The following is a 16,751-nucleotide window of genomic DNA, read 5'->3' on the forward strand; positions in this document are numbered from 1 at the left end:
CGCGAGGGTACCTACGAACGGGTTTACCCCCACCTACGAGGAGGCAGGGCGTGCACGTGGTGATCATGGGGTGCGGCCGGGTCGGCGCATCCCTGGCCGCGGCGCTGGAGCGTCTCGGCCACGAGGTGGCCGTCATCGACAAGAACCCCCAGGCGTTCCGCCGGCTGGGCAGCGACTTCCACGGCCAGCAGATCGTCGGCGTCGGTTTCGACCGGCAAGTCCTGATCGAGGCGGGCATCGAACAGGCCGGCGCGTTCGCGGCCGTGTCGAGTGGGGACAACTCCAACATCATCTCCGCGCGGGTCGCGCGTGAGAACTTCGGCATCGAGCACGTGGTCGCTCGGATCTACGACCACAAGCGCGCCGCCGTGTACGAGCGGCTCGGCATCCCCACCGTCGCGACGGTGCCGTGGACCACCGATCGCTTCCTGCGCACCCTCCTGCCGGACGGCGTCGCGTCGGTGTGGCGCGATCCGTCGGGTAACGTCGCGCTGCTGCAGCTGCCGCTGAACGAGGGCTGGGTCGGGCGCAGTGTGCGCGAACTCCAGGAAGCCACCGGCGCACGGGTGGCGTTCATCATGCGGTTCGGCAACGGCGTGCTGCCGGACAACAAGACCATGGTGCAGGCCGACGACGTCGTGTACGTCGCGGCCCGCTCCGGCACCGTCAGCGACGTGACGAGCGTGGCCGCTCGCGCTCCGGAGGAGGAGAACTGATGCGGGTCGCGATCGCGGGTGCCGGCGCCGTCGGGCGCTCCATCGCCGTCGAGCTGATCGACGGGCGGCACCAGGTGATGCTGATCGAGCGCGAGGCGGACCAGTTCGAACCCGACACCGTGCCGCAGGCCGACTGGGTCCTCGGCGACGCGTGCGAGGTCTCGATCCTCGAGGAGTCGGGGATCGAGCGCTGCGACGTGGTGATCGCCGCGACCGGCGACGACAAGTCCAACCTCGTGGTGTCGCTGCTCGCGAAGACGGAGTTCGCGGTGCGCCGCGTGGTGGCCCGTGTCAACAACCCCGCCAACGAATGGCTCTTCACCGACGCCTGGGGTGTCGACGTGGCCGTGTCGACCCCGCGCATGCTCGCCGCGATGGTCGAGGAGGCCGTGAGCGTCGGCGACCTCGTGCGGCTGATGACCTTCCGCCAGAGCCAGGCGAACCTCGTGGAGCTCACGCTGCCCGAGGAGACCCCGTTGGCCGGCAAGCCCGTGAGCGAGATCGCGCTGCCCCGCGACGCCGCGCTCGTCACGATCCTGCGCGGCGACCGCGTGATCGTGCCGCAGCCTGAGGACCCGCTGGAGGCCGGCGACGAACTGCTGTTCGTGGCGACGTCGGACGTCGAGCCGGAGATCCGCACGGCCCTGGGATACTGAGGTACCCGAGAAAGGCCCCTCACGAGCACGTGAGGGGCCTTTCCAGCGTCGTGCGGAAGGCCGGCCTGCTAAGCCTCGGGCGTCGGCGTCTGCGCGTACTTCGCGCGCAGCCGGGCCTCGACCTCCGCGTCGGTCTCCGGCTTCGGCTCGATCTCGGCCAGCGCCTTGAGCCGCTTGTCCGAGCGGCGGACCGCCCAGACGACCACGAGCAGGCCCAACGCGTAGAGCGGGTAACCCATGGCGATCTTCGCGAACGCGAGCCAGCCGGTGTAGTCGCTGTTGTAGAGCCAGCGCTGCACCACGAAGCGGGCGGCGAAGATCACGGCCAGCGCGAGCGTGGCGATGTCGTAGCCGTAGCGCGAGGGCTTGTCCTTGCGCCAGGCCTGGCCGGTGCCGTTGAGCGCGCTCCACACCACACCGGCGATCGGCCAGCGCACGAGGATCGACAGCACGAACACGCCGCAGTAGGCGAGGCTCGCCCAGATGCCGAAGAGGAAGAAGCCCTTGGCCGAACCCGTGCGGAACGCGATGAAGGCCGCGATCGCGACCCCGAAAAAGCCCGAGATCGCCGGCTGCAGCGGCTCCTTGCGCACGATCCGCAGCACCGTGATCGCCACGGCGCTGCCGACCGAGCCCCAGATCGCCGCGGTGAGCCCGAAGAAGGCGTTCACCAGCACGAACACGATCACCGGCACCGACGAGTAGAACAGGCCCGACACGCCGCCCATCTGCTCCAGCAATGTGGGTTCAGGCTTCTCGGTGTCGGTGTGGTGCTGGTCGCTGTCCTGCTTTTCGTCCCCGCCTTCGGGCACGTGCTTCTCGTCGCGGGGAGCGGGTTCAGTCACGGGAGTCGATCAACCTACCGGGCTCTGGAGTTCGTAGTACGGGTTGTATAGCACCTTCTGGCCGTCACGCTCTGCCATCCGGCCGCGGACCTTGATGGTCCGACCCGGCTCGATACCGGGGATCCGGCGTCGGCCCAGCCAGATTAGCGTCACGCCCTGTGTCCCGTCGAACAGCTCGGCCTGGAGCGTCGGAGTTCCCTCGCTCGGGCACAGCTCGACACTGCGCAGCCTGCCGAGCACTGTCGCCTCTTCGCCGGACCGGCAGTCACAGGCGCGGCGAGCGCCTTCGGCCCCGGACCTCTCGGACATCTCGTCGGCGTCGAGGTCCTCGACGTCGCTGGTCAGCTTGCGAACCAACCGGCTGAAGTAGCCGCCGTCCTTGGCGGACATGGTGTGCTCCTGTGCTCCGGGGCCCCGACTTCGCGGCCCGTGCGTAATCAAGCGTAGCTCTGGTTCACGTCAGCGAAACGGGTTTGCGCCAAGATCGCAACGTGACGTCCGCGATCCCCGACATCCCCGTTGTCCTGCTGCCCGGAACGGGGTCCGACGAAACGTTCGTTCGGTCTGTGTTCACCGGCCCGCTGGCGCTGGTGGGCGCGCGGCTGATCGCGCCTCCCCCGCCCCCCGGCGCGGCGCTCGCGGACGGCTACCTGGAGGAGCTGGACCGGCTCGCGCGGGTGCACGGATCACTGATCGTCGGCGGGATCTCGTTCGGCGCGCACCTGGCCGCGGAGTGGGCGGTGGCCAATCCGGGCCGTTGCGAGGGGCTGGTGTGCGCGCTCCCGGCCTGGCACGGCGAACCCGGGTCAGCGGCCGCGGCCGTCGCCGCGCGGGCCTCAGCGGATCTGGTGGCCTCCCAGGGCGTTGACGGCGCGCTGGCCGCCGTGGCCGCCGGGAGCCCCGGGTGGCTGGTCGACGAGCTCTCGCGGGCGTGGCGACGGCAGGGAAACGAGCTGGTGGCCGGGCTGCGGGTCGCGGCGGAGCGCCGGGCGCCGTCGTTGGCCGAGCTGGCGACGGTCGCCGTGCCGGCCGGGATCGGCGGGTGCGCCGGTGATCTGGTGCACCCGGTAGCGGTGGCGCGCGAGTGGGCCGGGGCGCTGCCGAAGGGCAGGCTGGAGGTGGTCGAGCTGGCCGGCTTCGGGCGGGACCGAGAGGTGCTGGGGCGCGCGAGCCTGGTGGGGTTCCTGAAGGGCCGGTTCGGGCGGGCCGAAGGCGGTACGTGGTGAAAAGAAACGGACGAAGGCCCCGGCACGGGTGCGTGCCGGGGCCTTCGTCGCGTGGGTGTCAGCCTTCTTGCTGCTCGGCGATGTGCTGCGCGACGGCTTCCGGGAGCGTGATGGGAAGCGGGGTGCGCACCGGCATCGGGGAGTCGCCCCGGTCGACGATCGTGTGGCGCACGATCATGCGCAGCACGTCGGGAGCCTGCGCGGACTGTGACTGCGGGCCGGCGATCACGCCGCGCAGCATCCAGCGCGGGCCGTCCACACCGACGAAGCGCAGCGCGACGTCGCCGACGATGGCGGACAGCTCCAGGCCCCACTCGCCGCGACCGACCGTCACCTTCGCGCCGTCGGCGCGCAGCTGGTCGGCCAGCTCGGCGCCGACCTCGCGCCACAGACCGCCGGAGCGCGGCGCCGCATAGGCGCTGACCGTGATCTGGCCCTGCTCGGTCACCACGTGGACCGCGCGGACACCACCGGCCTCCGGGTCCATCTCGACCTGCACCTGCGAGCCGTCCGGGACCGGGACCCGCACCGACCCGAGGTCGATGCGCGGGATGCCGTCCTCTTCGGCGTCGGCGACGTCGAAGGGCCCCTGCTCGGTCTCCGACAGCTGGTTCTCGGGTTCGATCGCGTCGTCGGCGTTCCCCCCGGTGTCGCCCGCAGCACCGTCGCCGTGCTCGGTCACCCCGTCGACCGCGCTGCCGGACTTGCGCTTGCGTCCGAAGATCCCCACTACTTCTCCGTTCCTTCCCCAGTGCCCGCGTCCGCGCCGGGCACGTCCGGGACCAGTGTGGCGTGCCCGCCGGTCGAGCCGTAACCACCGGCGCCACGTTCGGTGTCGCCGAGCTCGGCGACCTCCACGAACACGGCCTGCTCGACCCGCTGGATCACCAGCTGCGCGATCCGGTCGCCGCGCGCGAGCACCACCGGCTCGTGAAGATCATGGTTGATGAGGCAGATCCGGATTTCACCGCGGTACCCCGCGTCGATCGTGCCGGGGGTGTTCACCACCGAGAGCCCCACGCGGGCCGCGAGCCCCGAGCGCGGGTGGACGAACCCCGCGAACCCCGGCGGCAGCGCGATCGCGACGCCGGTTCCCACCACCCCGCGTTCGCCGGGCCCGAGCACGATATCCGAGGTGGTGACGAGGTCGGCGCCCGCGTCGCCGGGCCGTGCGTACGCGGGCAACGGGACGCCGGGGTCGAGCCGGGTGAGGAGTACCTGAACGCTGGACACGGGCGGCGAGACTACCCTTGTCGCGTGGCTGACACCGTGAACACCGCCGTGAAGCGCGGACTGGCGCACTCCGAACGGCTGTACGTGCCGTGGTGGGGCTGGCCGCTGCCGATGCTCGGCGCGATCCTGCTCGGCGTGGAGATCCACCTCGGGTACCCCTCGGTCCCGGTGTGGATCCCGCTGCCCGTCGCCGTCGTCGTGATGGGCGCGCTGCTGCTGTCGCTCGGCCGCTCCCGCGTGCGGGTGACGAGCGGTGACGAGCCGGAACTGTGGGTCGGCGACGCGCACCTGCCGCTGCGCTTCGCCGGCGTGGTCGAGATCCTCGAAAAGGACGACAAGCGCCGCGCCCTCGGGCGCGACGGCGACCCGGCCGCGTTCGTCATGCACCGCGGCTGGGTGGGCCCGGCGATCCGTGTGCAGCTCACGGACCCGGCCGACCCCACGCCGTACTGGCTGTTCAGCACGCGCAAGCCGAAGCGCGTCGCCGAACTGCTGCGCGCCCGTTCCTGAAGAGCGCACCGGTAGCGTCCGCGGAACCGGTCCCGCGGACGCGGAAGGGGGCCGGCCTGGTGGGCCGACCCCCTTTACCCAGCTCGCGAGCGAGCTTCCCCGGACCGCCGCGACTGTGTTTCCCCTGAAAAACCTGTGTTTCCCTGAAGTCCTGTACGAGATCCCCGTACGCCGTCAGGCGCAGGCTGTGCTCAGGCGCAGTCGCGGCAGATCAGCCGGCCGCCGTTGTCTTCGGCGAGCCTGCTGCGGTGGTGCACCAGGAAGCAAACCGAGCAGGTGAACTCGTCAGCCTGCTTCGGCACGACCTTCACGGTCATGTCCTCACCGGAAAGCCCGGAAAGGTCGGCACCAGGAAGCTCGAAGTTCTCGGCGTTCGCGTCCTCGTCGACGTCGACGACGCCGGACTGGTTCTCGTTCCGCCGGGCCTTCAGCTCCTCCAACGAGTCTTCGGCCAGCTCGTCGGCTTCGCTGCGGCGCGGAGCGTCGTAGTCGGTAGCCATGTGTCCCTCACCCCTGCGAATCAGCTTGTCTTGTTCTTTCGGTCCCGCGGGCGTGCCCGTGAGCCGGTCGTGCCGCTGGTCAACGTTCCAGGGCCCCTGTTTGTGCCCGGCGCCCGCAGTGACCGAGGTCTCAGCCAGGTGCCCCTCTTCCTGCGGCCGGAGCCCGGGAAGGGTAGCTCACCGTTCGCCGAGCTCCGCACCGAGTCGCACATTGCTTGAATTTCGTCACCCGACAGGGGGAACCCGCAGGTGAGACGGCTGTGTTCCGGTCGGGTTGCCCGCGCGTCGCGAAGATCACCCGGCAGTGCTGTCCGCTTGCTCCCGCGGAGGTCTCCGTGGTGCGATCGGCGGGCCGGGGATTCGCGGCCCGGCCTCGGCGGGGACGGGGCGGGCACACGGTGACCCGCGCCACCGGGTGCGGCACGGAACGCCTACGCTGGGCGGCTACGGCGGCCCGCACGGTGTCGCCTGGTACACCGGGGACGACACCGGGGGACGACATCGACCGGGGCGGGCGACGCCACGGGTTGTGGGGTTCCGCGGACTGGGGTCGGCGGATGGGGATTCCGCGTTCGGGAAGGGACGGGGCAGGTGGCGTCGGGGAACGGCTCGGGGGACCGTGGTGCGCGGCCCTATCGCAAGCACCGGCCACTGCCCGCGCTCATCGTGATCGGGGTGCTCGCCCTCGGCGCAGTATTCGTGTGGGTGAACGCCGTGGTCGGCCGAGGGGACATCGACGCGGCCGTGCTCTGCACGCCGGCGCCCACCGCGCCACCGGGCACCACCTACACGACGGTGGCCCACAACGGCCTCGACGACCGCTCCCCCGTGCCGCCCGACAAGGTGGCGCTCAAGGTCCTCAACGCCAGCACCACGCGTGGCCAGGGCGGCATCACGACCACGGCCCTGCGCGAGCTCGGCTTCACGGCCATCGGCGACCCGGCCAACGACCCGGCCTATCCCAAGGGCGACGCCAAGTGCCGCGGCCAGATCCGCTACGGCGAGAACGGCGCCGCGGCCGCACGCACGGTGAGCCTCGTGGTGCCGTGCGCCGAGCTCGTACGCGACAACCGCAAGGACGCCAGCGTCGACCTCGTCACCGGCACGCTCTTCGACGACGTCCGCCCGCGCCCGGAGGCGCGCCAGATCCTCCAGAAGCTCGCCGACTGGTCCAAGTCCCACCAGGGCGGGGGCGGCAACGAGCAGTCCTCGGGCCCCGGCGCGCCCGTGATCGACCCGACGCTGCTCGCTGCGGCCCGCGACGTCACCTGCTGACCCTGCTGGCCCCCCGGGCGGGGGTCGAGGGCACGCGTCAGACCCTCTTGGCGTCCAGCGAAGCCAGCACCTGCCGCAGCGGCTCCGCGATGCCGGGCGCCGCCGCGAAGGTCACGTCGTCGCCCAGGTCGGGTGCCGAGCCCGGCAGGAGGATCGTCGCGCCGGCCTCGGCAGCGACAAGCGCTCCGGCGGCCCAGTCCCAGCGGTGCAGACCGTGCTCGAAGTACGCGTCGAGCCAGCCCGCGCCCACTGCGCACAGCTCCAGCGACGCCGCCCCGCCGCGGCGGATGTCCCGCACGTGGCCGAGCAGCTCGCCCGCGAGCGCGCCCTGGCGCACGCGGCGGTCGCGCGCGTAGGCGAACCCGGTACCGACCAACGACAGGTCCAGGCGCGTCGGCGAGGACGCCGACAGGCGCCGGCCGTCGAGCCAGGCGCCCTGCCCGCGCGCGGCCGTCCAGCGGCGGCCGCTGACGGGCTCCACGACGGCGCCGGCGACCGACACCCCGTCGACCTGGGCGGCCAGCGACACCGCGAACGCCGGCAGCCCGTAGAGGAAGTTGACGGTCCCGTCGATCGGGTCCACCACCCACGTCACTCCGGACCCGGCCGCGGCGCCGCCGCCCTCCTCCCCGAGCACGGGCTCGCCGGGGCGCAGCTCGGCCAGCCGCTCGCGCACCAGCTCCTCGGACTCCTTGTCGATCGCGGTGACCACGTCGGTGTCCGCCGACTTGGTGTCCACGCGGACCACCCCGCCCGCCTGCATGGCGGTCCAGGCCGCCCGCACCAGCCCGGCCGCCTCGACCGCCACCTGCTCCGCAACGCTTTTCAGCAACGACTCGTCAACTCCCACGTCCGACATGTCACCACACCCGGTTAAAGTCTCCGGAGCAGACATCTGAATCGTGCGAGAAGGGACCACGTCAGTGACGGCGACCCGAGGTTTCGGAATCGACATCGGCGGCAGCGGGATCAAGGGCGCGCTGGTCGATTTGGAAACGGGACAGCTCATCGGCGAGCGACACCGGATCGAGACGCCGCAGCCGTCCACGCCCGAGGCCGTCGCGGACGTGGTGGCCCAGATCGTGCGTACCGCGGAGTGGGACGGACCGGTCGGCGTGACGCTGCCGGCGGTGGTCAAGAAGGGGGTCGCGCACACCGCGGCCAACATCGACCACGCCTGGATCGGCACGGACGCCGACGCGCTGTTCGCCAAGCGCCTCGGCAAGAGCGTCGCGGACGTGGCGATGCTCAACGACGCCGACGCGGCCGGCATGGCCGAGATCCGCTTCGGCGACGAGGCCGCGCGCACCGGCATCACCGCCCTGCTGACCTTCGGCACCGGCATCGGCAGCGCCGTGTTCCACGACGGCAAGCTCGTGCCCAACACGGAGTTCGGTCACCTGGAGGTCGACGGCCACGACGCGGAGAAGCGCGCCGCGGCGTCGGTGAAGGACAACGAGGGCCTGAGCTACCACCAGTGGGCCAAGCGGGTACACCGTTACCTGACCGTGCTGGAGAACCTGATCTGGCCGGATCTGTTCATCGTCGGCGGCGGCGTGAGCAAGAAGGCGGAGAAGTGGGTGCCGATGCTGGACGTCCGGACGCCGGTGATCGTGGCTTCGCTGCAGAACAACGCGGGCATCGTCGGCGCCGCCGCGGCCGCGGTCGAGGGCATCGAGCACTGACCGAGCACTGATCGTGCACTGACCTGGAGAGGCCCGTGAACGGCCGCGAAACCTACGCGCGGGTCACGGGAAGGTCACGTACGGGTACCGTGCGGCAGGCCGGAGGGTGATCGCTTCGCGACGCACTGCCCGGCCGTCGTTACAATGGAACGCGGCCCACGGCTGCGGGAGTGAAAACCGCAGGCCGAGGCGTGTTCCCCGAATGTGAGGCAGTCGAGGTGGCGATACCTCGGCTCGTCATGATCGACCGCTGCGAAAGGGCGTAAGTGGCAGCCGCAAGAACCGCAACCCGAAGCGGGACGAAGACAGCGACCGCAGCCGGCGAGCCGGCCGACGAGGCAGCCACCGGCGCGGCGAAACCCAAGACCGCCACCAGGTCTGCCGGCGCGAAGAAGGCTCCGGCCAAAAAGGCGCCGGCCAAGAAGGCCACCACCAAGGCGCCCAAGACCGAAGACGGCGATCCGGACGGCCCGGTCGACCTCGACGAGGCCGAACTCGACAGCCCGGACCTGTCCGACCTGGAAGAGGTCGAGGTCGACGTCGTCGACGAGACGGTCAACGACGAGGTCGCCGAAGACGACTCCGACGACTCGGAAGACGAAGCCGAGGAGACGGAGACGCCCGCCGCGCGCCGCCGTAGCAACGCAGCCGCCGAGAAGGGGCCGAAGTCCTCGGACAACCCCGACTTCGTCTGGGACGAGGAGGAGTCCGAGGCGCTGCGCCAGGCGCGCAAGGACGCCGAGCTCACCGCCTCGGCCGACTCGGTGCGCGCCTACCTCAAGCAGATCGGCAAGGTCGCGCTGCTCAACGCCGAGGAGGAGGTGGAGCTCGCCAAGCGCATCGAGGCGGGTCTCTACGCCGCCGAGCGCGTGCGCACGGCCGAGGAGGAGGGCGAGAAGCTCGTCACCCAGATGCGCCGCGATCTCAAGTGGATCGTGCGCGACGGCGAGCGGGCCAAGAACCACCTGCTGGAGGCGAACCTCCGGCTCGTGGTCTCCCTGGCCAAGCGCTACACCGGCCGCGGCATGGCGTTCCTGGACCTCATCCAGGAAGGCAACCTCGGCCTGATCCGCGCGGTGGAGAAGTTCGACTACACCAAGGGCTACAAGTTCTCGACGTACGCCACGTGGTGGATCCGCCAGGCGATCACCCGCGCGATGGCCGACCAGGCCCGCACCATCCGCATCCCGGTGCACATGGTCGAGGTCATCAACAAGCTCGGCCGTATACAGCGCGAACTCCTGCAGGACCTCGGCCGCGAGCCGACGCCCGAGGAGCTCGCCAAGGAGATGGACATCTCGCCGGAGAAGGTCCTGGAGATCCAGCAGTACGCGCGTGAGCCGATCTCGCTGGACCAGACCATCGGCGACGAGGGAGACTCGCAGCTCGGTGACTTCATCGAAGACTCCGAAGCGGTCGTCGCGGTCGACGCGGTGTCGTTCACGCTGCTGCAGGACCAGCTCCAGTCGGTGCTGCAGACGCTGTCCGAGCGCGAGGCCGGCGTGGTCCGGCTGCGCTTCGGCCTCACCGACGGCCAGCCGCGCACGCTCGACGAGATCGGCCAGGTCTACGGCGTCACGCGTGAGCGCATCCGCCAGATCGAGTCGAAGACGATGTCGAAGCTGCGGCACCCGTCGCGGTCCCAGGTCCTCAGGGACTACCTGGACTGATCACTCAGTCTCGACGAAGAACCCCGTCACCGGAATCCGGTGGCGGGGTTCTTTGCTGTCCGCGACAGCTCCACTGGGCACTGATCCGACCGGCCACTGTGGACGAAGCGGGCCCGGGCGCACAGGACTGGACCTCCGCCGGCGGGTCAACGCGGCGGAGAGGTCCAAACCACGACCGGTATGTCCGTTTCCAGTGTTCCGCGGGCGCTCGCAACATTTCCGTCCGCCCCCGGAAACATTTCCGGAACGTGATCCGCGGTATTCGCCCACACACCCACCGCGACGAGCCGCACGTAGTGAATACCTCGCGAGCTCCGTCCACCGCAACACCCGAAAGTCGGTCCTTCACGTGCCCGCGGCGGAAATCGTGATTATTTGGTTGCCTGGGAACGAAGATCGAAGGGCCTTCTCCGGATTATGCTGCGCCGACAACGAGCGTCAGCAGCATTCGGAAGGCAGCACCGGCTAGTGTTTTCGACGAAAACTCAATCGGGCGAGAGTCAGGCGTGGCCGTCGGTACGGAGTGGAACCTCCGTTCCCGGTGAATCGAGGAAACCGTGATCGGCTTCCTCTTGCGCCGCCTCGTCAACTACGTGGCATTGTGCCTGGTCGCCACCTTCGCGGCCTTTTCCTTGGCGTCGCTGGCTTTCAGCCCGCTCGACGCGCTGAAGCTGCGAAACCCACCGGCTCCGCAGTCCACTATCGACGCCAAGGCGGCCGAGCTCTACCTGAACCAGCCCATCCCCGAGCGCTTCTTCACCTGGCTCGGCGGAGTGCTGCACGGGAACTTCGGCCGCACGGTCGCCGACCAGCCGATCACCGACGAGCTCTTCCGCCGGGCCGGCGTGAGCCTGCGGCTGTTTCTGCTGGGCATCACGATCGGCATCATCATCGGGGTGCTCGTCGGTGTGGTGAGCGCGATCCGGCAGTACAAGGTCAGCGACTACGTGGCCACCACGTTCTCGTTCGTCGTGCTGTCGACCCCGGTCTTCGTGATCGCCACGATCCTCAAGGCGGGCGCCCAGTCGGTGAACGACAACCTCCTCGGCGGGTACCAGTTCTTCATCGTGCAGGGCGAGACCAGCGGGCTCGACGGCAGTTTCGGCGACGTGCTGCTCGACCGGTTGCAGCACATCATCGTGCCGACACTGGCGATCGTGCTGACGCAGGTCGCGTACTACAGCCGCTACCAGCGTTCGGCGATGCTCGACGTGCTCGGCTCCGACTTCCTGCGCACCGCCCAGGCGAAGGGCCTCACGCGCCGGCGCGCGCTGTTCAAGCACGGCCTGCGCACCGCGTTGATCCCAATGGCGACGCTGTTCGCGTTCGGCTTCGGCCTGCTCATCACGGGCGGCATCTTCACCGAGCGGATCTTCGGCTGGTACGGCATGGGCGACTGGCTGGTGACCGGGATTCAGAAGCAGGACACCAACATCGTCGCGACCGTGACACTGTTCATCGCGATCTGCGTGCTGCTGGCCGGGTGGCTGGCCGACGTGCTTTACGCCGCGCTCGACCCGAGGGTGAGGATCTGATGGCCGCTCCCGTGAACGAGGCCGACATCGCCGACTCCGCCGTGCTGGCGGTCGACCCGGGCAACGAGGCCGAGAGCAAGTCCTCCAGCCGCGGCAAGCTCGTGCTGCGCCGCTTCCTGCGCAACAAGCTCGCGGTCGTCTCGCTGGCCGTGATCGTGCTGTTCTACGTGCTGGCCTTCACCTACACGTGGTACTCGCCGTGGTCGTACGACGAGCTGGACCCGCTGTCGAACCTGCTGCCGCCGGACGGGAACCACTGGTTCGGCACGAACCAGATCGGTGGCGACATGTTCGCGCAGACCATGCGCGGGCTGCAGAAGTCGCTGACGATCGGCCTGCTGGCCGCGCTGTTCTCGACGGGCGTCGCCTCGATCGTCGGCGCGGCCGCCGGCTATTTCGGTGGCTGGACCGACCGCATCGCCATGTGGGTCGTGGACCTGCTGCTGATCCTGCCGCCGTTCCTGATCATCTCGATCCTCTCGCCCGCCTTCCGCGGCAAGACGTGGCTGATCCTGGTCGGCCTGATCGCGTTGTTCCAGTGGATGATCACCGCCCGCATCGTGCGCGGCATGACGCTGACCTTGCGTGAGCGAGAGTTCGTGAAGGCCGCGCGGTTCATGGGCCAGCCCTCGTGGCGGATCATCGCCAAGCACATCGTGCCGAACATGGCCTCGCTGCTGATCATCGACGCGACGATCAACGTCGGGGTCGCGATCATCACCGAAACCTCGTTGTCGTTCTTCGGGTTCGGCGTGCAGTCGCCCGACGTCTCGCTCGGCACGCTCATCGCGAGCGGCACCGACGCGGTGCGCACCTTTCCCTGGCTGTTCTACATCCCGGCGGGCTTCCTCGTGCTCACCGTGCTCGCGGTGAACTACGCGGGTGACGGCCTGCGCGACGCGCTCGACCCGTCTTCGTCGCGGTCGCGGCGCAAGGAACGCAAGCGCATCGCCGAGAAGACGAAGTCCCCCAGCACCACAGGAGCCACCGCATGACCGCCTCGCTCGCACTGGGCGCGGAGACCGAGAAGCCCACCGGCACCGTGCTGGAGGTCTCCGACCTCGACGTGTCGTTCCCGTCCGAATCCGGCCGCGTGCACGCGGTCCGCGGGCTGTCCTACCAGGTCGCGGCCGGCGAGGTGCTGGGCATCGTCGGCGAGTCCGGCTCCGGCAAGTCGGTGTCCTCGCTCGCGGTCATGGGCCTGCTCCCGCCGCAGGCGCGCATCTCCGGCTCGATCCGGTTCCAGGGCAGCGAGCTCATCGGCAAGTCCGACACCGAGCTGTCGAAACTGCGCGGCAAGAAGATCTCGATGGTCTTCCAGGACCCGCTCTCGGCCCTGACGCCCGTGTACACCGTGGGCGCGCAGATCGCCGAGGCGCTGCTCGTGCACGCCAAGGGCTCGATGACCAAGCAGCAGGCCAACAACCGGGCAGTGGAGCTGCTCGACCTCGTCGGCATCCCCAACGCCGCCGCGCGCGCCAAGGCGTTCCCGCACGAGTTCTCCGGCGGTATGCGCCAGCGCGCGGTGATCGCCATCGCGATCGCCAACGACCCGGACCTGATCATCGCCGACGAGCCGACCACCGCGCTCGACGTGACCGTGCAGGCCCAGGTGCTCGAAGTCCTCAAGACCGCGCAGGAGGTGACCGGCGCCGGCATCGTGATCATCACCCACGACCTCGGCGTGGTGGCCGGGTTCGCCGACCGCCTGATGGTCATGTACGCCGGGCGCGCGGTGGAGCAGGGCCCGGTCGAGACCATCTACGCCCAGCCGCGGATGCCGTACACGCTGGGCCTGCTGGGCTCGATCCCCCGCGTCGACGCGCACGAGAAGCAGCCGCTGGTGCCGATCGAGGGCCAGCCGCCCTCGCTGGTGAACCTGCCCTCGGGCTGCCCGTTCGCGCCGCGCTGCCCGCTGGCGATCGACGCGTGCCACCAGGCCGAGCCTGAGCTGTTCACGATCACCCCGGGCAACCCGAACGCGCCGGTCGACACCACGCACCGCGCCGCGTGCATCCGCACCGAGGAGCTCGCCGGCCCCAAGGCCGACGCGGCCGAGGTCTACGGCGCCGAGGTGATCGAGGAGACCGCGGTCGCGAAGCTGCCGCGCACCCAGCGCACCACCGTGCTCGACGTGCAGGACCTGCAGAAGCACTACCAGATCACCAAGGGCGCGGTGCTCAAGCGCAAGGCCGGTGTGGTCAAGGCGGTCGACGGCATCAGCTTCGACATCGTCGAGGGCGAGACGCTGGGCCTGGTCGGCGAATCCGGCTGCGGCAAGTCGACCACGCTGATGGAGATCCTCGAGTTGGCCGCCCCGCAGAACGGCTCCGTGGCAGTGCTCGGCCGCGACGTCGCGAAGCTCAACGGCAAGGGGCGTAAGGAGATCCGGCGCGACCTGCAGGTGGTGTTCCAGGACCCGATGGCCGCGCTGGACCCGCGGCTGCCGATCGGCGACATCATCGCCGAGCCGATGGTGACCCACGGCTACGACAAGGCACGCATCGCCCAGCGTGTGCCCGAGCTGCTCGGGCTCGTGGGGCTGCGCGCGGAACACGCCGACCGGTACCCGGCGGAGTTCTCCGGCGGTCAGCGCCAGCGCATCGGCATCGCCCGGGCGCTCGCGCTCGAGCCGAAGCTGATCGTGCTCGACGAGCCGGTGTCCGCGCTGGACGTGTCGATCCAGGCCGGCGTGATCAACCTGCTCGACGAGCTGAAGGCGAAACTCGGGCTGTCGTACCTGTTCGTGGCCCACGACCTCTCGGTGATCCGGCACATCGCCGACCGCGTGGCCGTGATGTACCTCGGCAAGATCGTCGAGATCGGCGACGTGGAGACGGTCTTCGACGCGCCGCAGCACCCGTACACGCAGGCGCTGCTGTCCGCGATCCCGATCCCCGACCCGATCAAGGAACGCGAGCGGACGCGGATCATCCTCACCGGTGACCTGCCCAGCCCGGCGAACCCGCCGTCAGGCTGCCGGTTCCGCACGCGCTGTTTCGTGTTCTCGCAACTGTCCGAACAGGACAAGCAGAAGTGCATCGATGTCGAGCCGCCGCGCGAATCCCGCGCGGACGACCACGACGTCGCCTGTCACTACGCCAAGACCCGCGAAGTCGTGTAGCCACGCATCCGTTGGCACACAGGGAAAGAAAGGTAAACATGATGCGACGGAGTATGGCCACGCTCGTGGCTCCCGTTGCCGCTCTGGGGCTCCTGCTCGCCGCTTGTGGCGGCGGCTCCTCCAGTGGTGGCAACAGCGGACTGCAGGACGCCGGCACCCAGCAGGTCAAGACCGCGGACATCAACGCGATGCCGGTCGACCAGCTCAAGGACGGCGGCGACTTCAAGTGGCCGGTCGACCAGCTGCCCGACAACTGGAACTACAACGAGGTCGACGGCACGGTGGCCGACGGCGCTTACATGGACGGCGCCATCATCCCCTACCCGTTCCCGCAGAACGCGGACGCGACGGTGGGTGTCGACCCGAGCTACCTCACCTCGGCCGAGGTCATCAGCACCGACCCGCAGGTCATCGAGCTGAAGATCAACCCGAAGGCCAAGTGGAGCAACGGCCGGCAGTTCTCGTGGGAGGACTACGCCGCGCAGGCCAAGGTGCTCAACGGCAAGGACCCGGCCTACCAGGTGTCCGGTACCACCGGGTACGAGGACATCGCCAAGGTCGAGAAGGGCACTGACGACCAGGACGTGAAGATCACCTTCGCGAAGAAGTTCGCGGAGTGGAAGTCGCTGTTCAGCCCGCTCTATCCCAAGGAACTGAACGCCGACCCGGACACCTTCAACAAGGGCTGGGCCGCCAAGCCGGCGATCACCGCGGGCCCGTTCAAGGTCAAGAGCATCGACGCGACCGGCAAGACCGTGGTCTTCGAGCGTGACCCAAACTGGTGGGGCCCGAAGCCGAAGCTGGACACCGTGACCTACAAGGTCGTGGAGCGCGCCGCGCTGCCGGACGCTTTCGCCAACGGCCAGATCGACTTCTACAACCTCAACAACGACATCAACGCCTTCAAGCGCGCGCAGGCCGACCCCAACACGGTCATTCGCCAGTCCAACAACCCGGACTACACGCACGTGACCTTCAACGGCGCGTCGGGCGCGATCCTGGCCGACAAGGATCTGCGCGTGGCGATCATGAAGGGCATCGACACGGTCTCGATCAGCAAGGCGATCCTCGGCCAGATGCAGAAGGACACCACGCCGCTGGGCAACCACCTGTACCTCAAGGGTTCCAAGACCTACGAGGACAACTCGGGGCCGTACAAGTTCAACGCCGACGCCGCGAAGGCCGACCTGGACAAGCTGGGCTGGAAGCAGTCCGGTGACCTGCGCGCCAAGGACGGCAAGCAGCTCAAGCTGCGCCTGGTGATCCCCTCGGCGACTCCGATCAGCCAGCAGACCGGCCAGATCATGCAGTCGGAGCTCAAGGCGATCGGTGTCGGGCTGGACATCCAGGCCGTGCCGAGCACCGAGTTCTTCAAGAACTACGTCAACGTCGGCAACTTCGACCTGACGCTGTTCCGCTGGCTGTCGAACTCGTTCCCGATCGGCGGCAGCAAGGGCATCTACTACCTCGACCCGAAGAACATCAACCAGAACTACGGCCGCATCGGTGACGACAAGCTGAACCAGCTGCTCGACACCGCGGCGCAGGAACTGGACGACACGAAGCGGGCCGCGGACATCAACGCCGCCGACAAGGAGATCTGGGCGCTGGGCCACCAGCTCCCGATCTTCCAGTCGCCGGGTGCCTTCGCCGTGCGCAAGACCCTGGGCAACTTCGGTTCGCCGGGCTACGCGAACACGCCGTACGACTACACCAAGATCGGCTTCGTGAAGTAAGTCTGTACCCCTGGGAGAGCGGCGCGGGCCCCGGCCCGCG

At 69.3% G+C, this 16,751-nt stretch carries 17 protein-coding genes; 11 read left to right on the top strand and 6 right to left on the bottom strand.

Going from position 1 to position 16,751, the window contains the following annotated elements:
* Positions 1 to 50 precede the first annotated feature (50 nt).
* Complete coding sequence (locus AB0F91_RS11350) at positions 51 to 716, top strand: TrkA family potassium uptake protein (protein ID WP_285968976.1); 666 nt, start codon at positions 51 to 53, stop codon at positions 714 to 716.
* Complete coding sequence (locus AB0F91_RS11355; protein ID WP_360596843.1) at positions 716 to 1,372, top strand: TrkA family potassium uptake protein; 657 nt, start codon at positions 716 to 718, stop codon at positions 1,370 to 1,372. Before AB0F91_RS11350 ends, AB0F91_RS11355 begins: the two co-directional genes overlap by 1 nt.
* 68 nt (positions 1,373 to 1,440) lie before the next feature.
* On the opposite strand, the gene AB0F91_RS11360 is transcribed toward AB0F91_RS11355, so the two are convergent.
* Both AB0F91_RS11360 and AB0F91_RS11365 read right to left on the bottom strand, forming a co-directional pair.
* Entirely contained in the window at positions 1,441 to 2,100 is a 660-nt protein-coding gene (locus AB0F91_RS11360; protein WP_360597095.1) for a DUF3159 domain-containing protein, read from the bottom strand.
* Between the two features lie 126 nt (positions 2,101 to 2,226).
* Complete coding sequence (locus AB0F91_RS11365) at positions 2,227 to 2,607, bottom strand: OB-fold nucleic acid binding domain-containing protein (RefSeq protein ID WP_220238342.1); 381 nt, start codon at positions 2,605 to 2,607, stop codon at positions 2,227 to 2,229.
* Between the two features lie 101 nt (positions 2,608 to 2,708).
* Between AB0F91_RS11365 and AB0F91_RS11370 the strand changes: the two genes are divergently transcribed.
* Entirely contained in the window at positions 2,709 to 3,443 is a 735-nt protein-coding gene (locus AB0F91_RS11370; protein WP_360596845.1) for an alpha/beta hydrolase, read from the top strand.
* A gap of 58 nt (positions 3,444 to 3,501) precedes the next feature.
* On the opposite strand, the gene AB0F91_RS11375 is transcribed toward AB0F91_RS11370, so the two are convergent.
* Positions 3,502 to 4,125, bottom strand: a complete 624-nt coding sequence (locus AB0F91_RS11375; RefSeq protein ID WP_360597097.1) for a DUF3710 domain-containing protein — start codon at positions 4,123 to 4,125, stop codon at positions 3,502 to 3,504.
* 47 nt (positions 4,126 to 4,172) lie between these two features.
* The gene (gene dut, locus AB0F91_RS11380; RefSeq protein ID WP_285968981.1) at positions 4,173 to 4,676 is read right to left on the bottom strand and encodes a dUTP diphosphatase; all 504 of its coding nucleotides are present in this window, start codon (positions 4,674 to 4,676) and stop codon (positions 4,173 to 4,175) included.
* A 24-nt stretch (positions 4,677 to 4,700) separates the two neighbouring features.
* Between dut and AB0F91_RS11385 the strand changes: the two genes are divergently transcribed.
* Positions 4,701 to 5,186: a DUF3093 domain-containing protein gene (locus AB0F91_RS11385; protein WP_360596846.1), complete on the top strand. Its 486-nt coding sequence runs from the start codon at positions 4,701 to 4,703 to the stop codon at positions 5,184 to 5,186.
* 191 nt (positions 5,187 to 5,377) lie between these two features.
* Here the strand turns inward: AB0F91_RS11385 and AB0F91_RS11390 are convergent, their stop codons facing one another.
* Positions 5,378 to 5,686 (bottom strand): DUF4193 domain-containing protein, encoded by a 309-nt coding sequence (locus AB0F91_RS11390; protein ID WP_204090248.1) that lies wholly within the window; start codon positions 5,684 to 5,686, stop codon positions 5,378 to 5,380.
* Positions 5,687 to 6,277: 591 nt separating this feature from the next.
* Here AB0F91_RS11390 and cei point away from each other — a divergent pair.
* Positions 6,278 to 6,961 carry an envelope integrity protein Cei gene (gene cei / locus AB0F91_RS11395; protein ID WP_360596848.1) on the top strand — a complete coding sequence of 228 codons (684 nt, stop codon included), beginning with the start codon at positions 6,278 to 6,280 and terminating at the stop codon, positions 6,959 to 6,961.
* A 37-nt stretch (positions 6,962 to 6,998) separates the two neighbouring features.
* On the opposite strand, the gene AB0F91_RS11400 is transcribed toward cei, so the two are convergent.
* A complete protein-coding gene (locus AB0F91_RS11400) occupies positions 6,999 to 7,820 on the bottom strand; it encodes an inositol monophosphatase family protein (protein WP_360596849.1) in 822 nt (273 codons plus the stop codon).
* Positions 7,821 to 7,884: 64 nt separating this feature from the next.
* On the opposite strand from AB0F91_RS11400, the gene ppgK reads away from it, so the two are divergent.
* The 6 genes from ppgK (at position 7,885) to AB0F91_RS11430 (ending at position 16,711) form a co-directional block, all read left to right on the top strand.
* Positions 7,885 to 8,646: a polyphosphate--glucose phosphotransferase gene (gene ppgK / locus AB0F91_RS11405; protein WP_360596851.1), complete on the top strand. Its 762-nt coding sequence runs from the start codon at positions 7,885 to 7,887 to the stop codon at positions 8,644 to 8,646.
* 266 nt (positions 8,647 to 8,912) lie between these two features.
* Positions 8,913 to 10,316 carry an RNA polymerase sigma factor gene (locus AB0F91_RS11410; protein ID WP_360596853.1) on the top strand — a complete coding sequence of 468 codons (1,404 nt, stop codon included), beginning with the start codon at positions 8,913 to 8,915 and terminating at the stop codon, positions 10,314 to 10,316.
* A 557-nt stretch (positions 10,317 to 10,873) separates the two neighbouring features.
* Positions 10,874 to 11,851: an ABC transporter permease gene (locus AB0F91_RS11415; RefSeq protein WP_360596855.1), complete on the top strand. Its 978-nt coding sequence runs from the start codon at positions 10,874 to 10,876 to the stop codon at positions 11,849 to 11,851.
* The gene (locus AB0F91_RS11420) at positions 11,851 to 12,846 is read left to right on the top strand and encodes an ABC transporter permease (RefSeq protein WP_360596856.1); all 996 of its coding nucleotides are present in this window, start codon (positions 11,851 to 11,853) and stop codon (positions 12,844 to 12,846) included. The genes AB0F91_RS11415 and AB0F91_RS11420 overlap by 1 nt, the downstream gene beginning before the upstream one ends.
* Positions 12,843 to 14,975: an ABC transporter ATP-binding protein gene (locus AB0F91_RS11425; protein WP_360596857.1), complete on the top strand. Its 2,133-nt coding sequence runs from the start codon at positions 12,843 to 12,845 to the stop codon at positions 14,973 to 14,975. Before AB0F91_RS11420 ends, AB0F91_RS11425 begins: the two co-directional genes overlap by 4 nt.
* 38 nt (positions 14,976 to 15,013) lie before the next feature.
* Positions 15,014 to 16,711 carry an ABC transporter family substrate-binding protein gene (locus tag AB0F91_RS11430; protein ID WP_360596859.1) on the top strand — a complete coding sequence of 566 codons (1,698 nt, stop codon included), beginning with the start codon at positions 15,014 to 15,016 and terminating at the stop codon, positions 16,709 to 16,711.
* Positions 16,712 to 16,751: the final 40 nt, after the last annotated feature.

Origin of the sequence: Amycolatopsis sp. NPDC023774 (genome assembly GCF_040639695.1) — a bacterium.
Lineage (GTDB): Bacteria > Actinomycetota > Actinomycetes > Mycobacteriales > Pseudonocardiaceae > Amycolatopsis.